Below are 7,277 nucleotides of genomic sequence, written 5' to 3'. Positions count from 1 at the left end.
TGTGCAGCGTAAAGCACCACGAACAGTTATCCGGCGGGCAGGTGGCCGCGGCCGGAGTCACCAATTTGAGCAGAACCGCACGGCGTCACCAGTCGTGGCCTGCGGTTCGACAACGCATTACTGAAAAGCCTGGCAGGCCGGGCTTTTTGGAATGCCGGACTTTTCACTTGAGCGTACCCACAACCCGCCTGTTGGCCCGCGCCAACAGGTATTCACACAGGAGACACCACAGTGACGAACGAGCAACAGGCGTTACTGGAGATGCCGCTCTGGCTGGTAATCGTCCTGGCATTGCTGGGCGGCCTGAGCGGCGAGATGTGGCGGGCCGACAAGGCAGGCGCCACCGGCTGGTCACTGCTGCGGCGGCTGGCGCTGCGCTCCGGGGCCTGCATGGCCTGCGGCGTATCGACGGTGATGCTGCTGTATGCCGGCGGCCTTTCGATCTGGGCGGCCAGCGCGTTTGGCTGCATGACCGCGGTAGGCGGCGCCGACGTGGCCATGCGGCTGTACGAGCGCTGGGCGATTCGGCGACTGGGCTTGCGCGACAGTGCGCAGGCCGATGAGCGATAGGAGGAATATGCATGAGCGAATTGGCCACTTTGCACGCGGCTGTGACGGCAACCATTCGTGAGGCGATGCCTGAACTGGTTTCAGTCGATGCTTATACAGCTGTAGGAAATGCGCCCGAGCGACCGGCGCTACGTCACGGCATCGTGCAGATGACGGCCGACGCAGCGCCGCGGGATGGTCGCTCGGTACTGGTCGCTACCTTCGAGGCGGACATCACCGCTGACAACGCCAACCCCGAGGCACGCCTGCAGGGCAGCCTGCTGGCTGCGCAACTGATGGACCTGCTGCGCCAGCAGCATTGGGCGCTGGACTTCGTCGAAGCCAGCCGCAACGTGCAGGCGCAGTTCGAGGGCAGCGCCTGGACCGTGCGCTGGGACCAGCCGGTACTGCTCGGCGAGCCGCGCTGGCACTGGCCGGATCAGCCGCCCGGCAGCCTGATGCTGGGCTTGGCACCCGATATCGGCTTGGGTAATGAAGAGCACTACATCGCCCCGGAGTCGCTTTCATGAGTTACGTCAGCGCCATGCATGACCGCATGCTGGCCTGCCTGGTCATTCCCTGCCGGGTGGTCGCGGTGGACCTCGCCGCCGCGCGGGTGCGGGTGTCCGACGGCAGCGGCTGGACCAGCGCCTGGTTGCGCTGGCATGCCCAGGCCGCCGGCCAGGCCCGGCACTGGCGGGCGCCCAGCGTGGGCGAGCAGGGCGTGTTGCTCAGCCCCAGCGGCGAGCCTGCCCAGGGCACCTTCATCGCTGGCCTTTATGGCAACGCCGGCAGTGCTGCAGACAACCGCGGGCACGTGGAAGTGTGGCGATTCGCCGATGGCGGCTCGCTCAGCTACGACTGGCAGGCCAGCCATTACGCCATCGAGCTTCCTGGCGGCAACGCCACCATCCAGGTCGGTGCCAGCACCGTGTTGGTCAGTGACGGTGCAATCAGCCTGCAAGCCGCTGCGATAAATCTCACAGGCAAAGTCACCATCGACGGCCCGCTGCAGGTCAGCGGCGATATCAATGGCGCTGGGCGGATCATCGACACCGCCGGCAACACCGCCAATCACAAACACTGAAGCAAGCCGCAACCGCGGGCTTTTTCATCCCTGGAGAATGCCATGCAAACCCATCAACCGGGCGCCGCCACGGGAGGTGCGCCATGATCGGCCTGGACCGCCACACGGGCCAGCCACTGGCCGGCATCGGCCACCTGCGCCAGTCCATCGAAGACATCCTCGCTACACCGCTGGGCAGCCGCCGCATGCGCCCGGACTACGGCAGCCAGCTGCGGCGTTTCGTCGACCTGCCGGTCAACGACGGCTGGAAGAGCGCCGTACAGGCCGAGGTGGCCCGCGCACTCGGGCGCTGGGAGCCACGCCTGCAGCTTGAGCGGGTGAAGGTGGTCGCAGTGCTCGACGGCCAGGTCAGCCTGGCGCTGACCGGCCGCTACCTGGGCGACCAAGCCTTGCTGGAGGTGAGCGTATGAGCCAGGTCGACCTGTCGAAACTGCCGGCGCCCCAACTGCTTGAAGACCTGGATTTCGAAGCGCTCTATCAAGCCAACCTGGACACCTTCCGCGAGTACCTGGGGGAGGGCTGGACCGCCAACCTGGAAAGCGACCCGGTGACCAAGCTGCTCGAGGTCGGCGCCTACCGCAAACTGCTCAACCGCGCGCGCATCAACGATGCCGCCAAGGCCCTGCTGCTGGCCTACGCCCAGGGCAGCGACCTGGACCAGCTGGCGGCCAACGTCAGCCTGCAGCGCCTGGTGATCCAGGCGCAGGACCTGAACGCGGTGCCGCCCGTCGAGGCGCTGCTGGAAGCCGACGACGCCCTGCGTGAGCGGGTGCAACTGGTCTACGAAGGCCTGACCACTGCCGGCCCGCGCAACAGTTACATCCTGCACGCCCGCAACGCATCGGGGCAGGTGGCTGACGCCACCGCCGAAAGCCCGTCGCCGGCGGTGGTGGATGTGACCGTGCTGGGCCTGGAGGGCGATGGCAAGGCCAGTGCCGCGCTGCTGGCGCAGGTGGCGGCCTACCTCAATGACGACGATATCCGGCCGGTCGCCGACCGGGTCAATGTGCGCAGCGCCGAGGTGCTGGCCTATCGCATCGATGCCGTGCTGCACCTGGCCGACAGCGGCCCCGAGTACGAGGCCATTCTCGCCGAGTGCCAGCGGCGCCTGGCGGCCTGGATCAACCCGCGACGCCGCCTGGGTGTGGAGGTGGCGCGTTCGGGTATCGACGCGCAGTTGCACATCGACGGCGTCAGCCGGGTCGAGCTGAACGACTGGGCCGACATCCGCCCGAGCAAGGCCCAGGCGGCCTGGTGCAGCGGTTTCACCCTGACGCGGGGGGGCTGACGCCATGCGCAGTCTATTGCCGCTCAACCGCACCCCCTTGGAACGCGCCATCGAAAGCGCGTGCGACGAAGACCTCAAGGTCAGCCTGCGCTTGCTCTACAACCCGGACAGTTGCCCCGCGCACCTTCTTTATCACCTGGCCTGGGCCTGGTCGGTGGACCGCTGGGAGGACAGCTGGAGCGACGAGATCAAGCGCTCGGTGATCCGCTCGACGTTCTTCGTGCACGCCCACAAGGGCACCCTCGGCGCCCTGCGGCGTGTGGTGGAGCCCTTTGGCTACCTGATCGAGGTGCAGGAATGGTGGCAGGCCACACCCCCTGCGCCGGCCGGCACCTTCGCCTTGAAGATCGGCGTTTCCGACGCGGGCATCAGCGAAAGCACCTACCAGGAACTGTCATCGCTGATCGACGACGCCCGCCCGGTCAGCCGCCACCTGACAGGCCTGGTGATCAGCCTCGAAAGCCGTGGCGCCCTACAGGTCGGCTGCGCGGTCCAGGACGGCGACGAACTGGACATCTACCCGCTGGCGCCCCGTGACATCGACGTCAGCGGTGCCATAGGCCGGGGCGGCCGCGAACATACAATCGATACCTTGGACATTGCACATGGTTGACCAGACTTCTCAGTTCTACGCCATCCTCACCAACGTGGGCGCGGCGAAACAAGCCAACGCGGATGCCTTGGGCATCGCATGGAAAATCACCCAGATGGGCGTCGGCGATGCCAACGGCACCGACCCCACGCCCAATGCCACCCAGACCAGCCTGCTCAACGAATGGCGCCGCGCGCCGTTGAATCAGCTGAAGGTGGATGACAAGAACAGCGCGATCATCATCGCCGAGCAGGTCATTCCGGCCGATGTCGGTGGCAAGTGGATTCGCGAGATCGCGCTGTATGACGCCGATGGCGACATGGTGGCCGTGGCCAACTGTGCGCCCACTTATAAACCGCTGCTCAGCCAGGGCTCGGGACGTACCCAGGTGGTGCGGATGAACCTGGTGGTCAGCAGTGCCAGCAATGTGCAGTTGAAGATTGACCCGGCGGTGGTGCTGGCGACTCGGGAGTGGGTGACCGAAGAGCTGGCCAGGCAGGACTTCAAGCATTCGGTGCAAGTGGCTACTACCGCGAACATCGCTTTGACCGGGCTGCAGACGGTGGATGGCATTGCGCTTTCGGCTGGAGCACGGGTGCTGGTGAAGAACCAGACGCTGGCCAGGGACAATGGGATTTATGAAGTTGCCGCGGGCGCCTGGAGCCGCAGCGCCGATGCCGATACTGATGCCAAGATCACGCCGGGGCTGCTGGTGCTGGTTGAAAAGGGCAGCGTCAACAGTGACAGCGCGTGGCAACTGGTCACGGATGGGCCGCTCACACTAGGCGTCAGCGCCCAGGCCTACGAAATGGCTTTTGGGCGCAGCGGCGTGGTTGCGAACACGTACCGAAGCGTGACAGTCGACAAGTACGGCCGAGTGACCGCTGCCACTAACCCGACCACAGTGGCGGGATATGGTTTGACGGATGTTTACACTAAAACCCAGGTGGATAGCGCTTTAGCCCTCAAGGCGCCATTGGCAAACCCCGCACTCACCGGAGCCCCGACTGCGCCGACGGCTGCCACAGGAAACAACTCCCAGCAAATCGCAAACACAGCTTTTGTTCAGGCAGCGGTTGCAGGCCTCGTGGACTCGGCACCTGCTGCGCTTGATACGCTGAAAGAACTGGCGGCGGCGCTCGGCAACGATCCGAACTTTGCAACTACGGTAACCAATACGCTTGCCACCAAGGCTGCCAAAGCGACCACATTGGCGGGCTATGGTATTGGCGATGGGTATACCAAGGCGCAGATGGATTCGCTGCTCATCGTCAAGTCGCCTTTGACCAGTCCTGCCTTCGAGGGTATGCCAACAGCCCCGACCGCGGCTGATTTCAGCAGCACGAAGCAAGTGGCGACAACGGAATGGGTACAAGGCCGTGGTATGCAGTACTCAAGTATTACTCAGCGATCTGCTGCAGGTACGCTAGCCGGCGTGGCGGCACACATCGGCGGCATCGTGCATTTTTGGGGCAATTACGCTATGGGGTATACCCTACCGAATAGTGCAAGTCTCAAAGTGGCGGTTGGAGCTGTTGTACGAATACAAAACTGGTGCCCTAATAGTCTGCTGGTCGGCATTCAAGGTAACGATAAAGTTCAAACGGGGTTAACCGTAGGGCAGGTCAATTCCATCACCATTCCTCCAGATACATTTATTGACGCGAGGTATTATGGCGATGGGACCTGGATTATGGATGGAACTGGAGTCGAAGCCACTCGGCTACCGTGGCAGGTTAGCGGTATAAACGGCAATGGATATCATAAGTTTCCTAGTGGCTTGATTGTCCAGTGGGGTGGGTCCGCCATTGCTACCCCCGCTTCCCCAGTGGTAACGGTGACATTTCCTGTGGCATTTCCTAATCGCTGTACGCACTTGAATGAACACGATATCACGGGTAGCGGCGGTATTACGCGATCGTTCTGGCAGTTCAGAAATCAGGGTAATAACGGTTTCGAAGCATTTAATATATGTTCGATAACTTTTGGTTCACCTCCAGTATTGAATCCTCCCGTCAACTCATCCTGCGCATGGTATGCGGTAGGTTTTTAAGAGGTCTGTATGAGCAAAATCTACTCAAGTGCTAGAAATAAAGCTTTCTTTGACAGTGCAATACATACTGCCGAGCAAATTCCAGTAGACGCAATAGAAATTGACAAAACACTTCATCAATCGTTGCTCGATGGTGTTAATGGGCGAGCAAAAATGATTGACTTTTCACACGAGCCGCCCCGGCTAACGCACTTGCCAATGCCCACGCAGGAGCAACTAGCCGAAGTAGAGTGCGGCTGGCGGGATATTCAACTGCGCAATACCGACAATCTCGTTGCACGACACCGAGATGAAAGTGAGATGGGAGAAATTACCACGTTGACTCAGGAGGCGTTTTTTGCCCTGATGATTTACCGCAAGGCCTTACGTGACTGGCCAAAATTGGAGGGATTTCCAGATATTCAGTACCGCCCGAAATCCCCCTCCTGGATGATTAATCAAACGCATTAACGCCCCGCACAGACGGGGCGTTTTCTTTTCTGCTGTACCACAAAGCCCCAATACGGGGCTTTCTCATATCTGGAGTAAACCTACATGAGTGGATTCTTCCACGGCGTCACCGTCACCAACGTCGACACCGGCGCCCGCAGCATCGCGTTGCCATCTTCCTCGATCATCGGCCTGGTCGACACCTTCACCGAAGGCCCTGGCGCCACCGCCAAGGCCAACACCCCGGTGCTGATCACCAGCGAACGTGAAGCCGTCGCCGCCTTCGGCGAAAACGCGGCCATCACCAAGGCCTGCCGCGCCATCTACACCCGTGCCAAGGCAGTCATCGTCGCCTGCGGCGTGGCCAAGCTCGAAGACGCCGCCGAGCAGACCGCAGCCATCATCGGCGCGGTGCAGGCCGACGGCAAACGTACTGGCCTGCAGGCGCTGCTCGACGGCAAGAGCCGTTTCAACGCCCAGCCCCGCCTGCTGGTCGCCCCACGGCACAGTGCCACCCAGGCCGTCGGCACCGCCCTGGTTGCCCTGGCCGACAAGCTGCGCGGCATCGCCATCATCGACGGCCCCAACACCACCGACGAGGCGGCCATCGCCTATGCCGAGAACTTCGGTGCCAAGCGCGCCTTCCTGGTCGACCCGGGCGTGCAGTACTGGGACAACGGCGAGGAGGCCACCGTCGATGCCCCCGGCTCGGCCTGGGTGGCCGGCCTGTTCGCCTGGACCGATCGCGAATATGGCTTCTGGGCTTCGCCTTCGAACAAGGAGTTCGTCGGCATCACCGGTACCAGCCGCCCGGTGGAGTTCCTCGATGGCGACGACAGCTGCCGCGCCAACCTACTGAACAACGCCAACATCGCCACCATCATCCGCGACGACGGCTTCCGCCTGTGGGGCAACCGCACCTTGTCCAGCGACCCGAAGTGGGCCTTCGTCACCCGCGTGCGCACCCTGGACATCGTCATGGACGCGATCCTCTATGGCCACAAATGGGCAGTCGATCGCTCCATCACCGCCACCTACGTCAAGGACGTGACCGAAGGCCTGCAGGCCTTCATGCGCGACCTGAAGAACCAGGGCGCGATCATCAACTTCGAAGTCTTCGCCGACCCGGAGCTGAACACCGCCAGCCAGCTGGAGCAGGGCAAGGTGTACTGGAACATCCGCTTCACCGACGTGCCGCCTGCCGAAAACCCCAATTTCCGCGTTGAAGTCACCAACCAGTGGCTGACCGAAGTTCTCGATTCCGCCGCTTAAGGAGCGC

Annotated in this window: 9 protein-coding genes; all 9 read left to right on the top strand. The window is 62.6% G+C overall.

From position 1 onward, the window contains the following. The first annotated feature begins 231 nt into the window (after positions 1-231). The 9 genes from B3E94_RS01640 (at position 232) to B3E94_RS01600 (ending at position 7,270) form a co-directional block, all read left to right on the top strand. Complete coding sequence (locus B3E94_RS01640; protein ID WP_176511547.1) at positions 232-570, top strand: phage holin family protein; 339 nt, start codon at positions 232-234, stop codon at positions 568-570. 11 nt (positions 571-581) lie between these two features. Further along, positions 582-1,079 carry a hypothetical protein gene (locus tag B3E94_RS01635; protein ID WP_286912083.1) on the top strand — a complete coding sequence of 166 codons (498 nt, stop codon included), beginning with the start codon at positions 582-584 and terminating at the stop codon, positions 1,077-1,079. Continuing rightward, positions 1,076-1,636, top strand: a complete 561-nt coding sequence (locus B3E94_RS01630) for a phage baseplate assembly protein V (protein ID WP_286912081.1) — start codon at positions 1,076-1,078, stop codon at positions 1,634-1,636. The genes B3E94_RS01635 and B3E94_RS01630 overlap by 4 nt, the downstream gene beginning before the upstream one ends. 83 nt (positions 1,637-1,719) lie before the next feature. Then, positions 1,720-2,046: a GPW/gp25 family protein gene (locus B3E94_RS01625; RefSeq protein WP_286912080.1), complete on the top strand. Its 327-nt coding sequence runs from the start codon at positions 1,720-1,722 to the stop codon at positions 2,044-2,046. Beyond that, positions 2,043-2,924, top strand: coding sequence for a baseplate assembly protein (locus B3E94_RS01620; protein ID WP_286912079.1), 882 nt, complete (start codon positions 2,043-2,045; stop codon positions 2,922-2,924). Before B3E94_RS01625 ends, B3E94_RS01620 begins: the two co-directional genes overlap by 4 nt. A gap of 4 nt (positions 2,925-2,928) precedes the next feature. Further along, positions 2,929-3,537 carry a phage tail protein I gene (locus B3E94_RS01615; protein WP_286912077.1) on the top strand — a complete coding sequence of 203 codons (609 nt, stop codon included), beginning with the start codon at positions 2,929-2,931 and terminating at the stop codon, positions 3,535-3,537. Beyond that, positions 3,530-5,569, top strand: a complete 2,040-nt coding sequence (locus tag B3E94_RS25450; RefSeq protein ID WP_286912076.1) for a phage tail protein — start codon at positions 3,530-3,532, stop codon at positions 5,567-5,569. The genes B3E94_RS01615 and B3E94_RS25450 overlap by 8 nt, the downstream gene beginning before the upstream one ends. Before the next feature lie 9 nt (positions 5,570-5,578). Continuing rightward, the gene (locus B3E94_RS01605) at positions 5,579-6,019 is read left to right on the top strand and encodes a phage tail assembly chaperone (protein WP_286912075.1); all 441 of its coding nucleotides are present in this window, start codon (positions 5,579-5,581) and stop codon (positions 6,017-6,019) included. An 84-nt stretch (positions 6,020-6,103) separates the two neighbouring features. Continuing rightward, the gene (locus tag B3E94_RS01600; protein ID WP_286912074.1) at positions 6,104-7,270 is read left to right on the top strand and encodes a phage tail sheath family protein; all 1,167 of its coding nucleotides are present in this window, start codon (positions 6,104-6,106) and stop codon (positions 7,268-7,270) included. The last annotated feature ends 7 nt before the right edge of the window (positions 7,271-7,277 follow it).

Origin of the sequence: Pseudomonas sp. UBA6315, assembly GCF_002438125.1 — a bacterium.
Lineage (GTDB): Bacteria > Pseudomonadota > Gammaproteobacteria > Pseudomonadales > Pseudomonadaceae > Aquipseudomonas > Aquipseudomonas faucium.
Note: the sequence above shows the minus strand (reverse complement) of the source record. Positions and strands in the feature narration are given on the sequence as shown.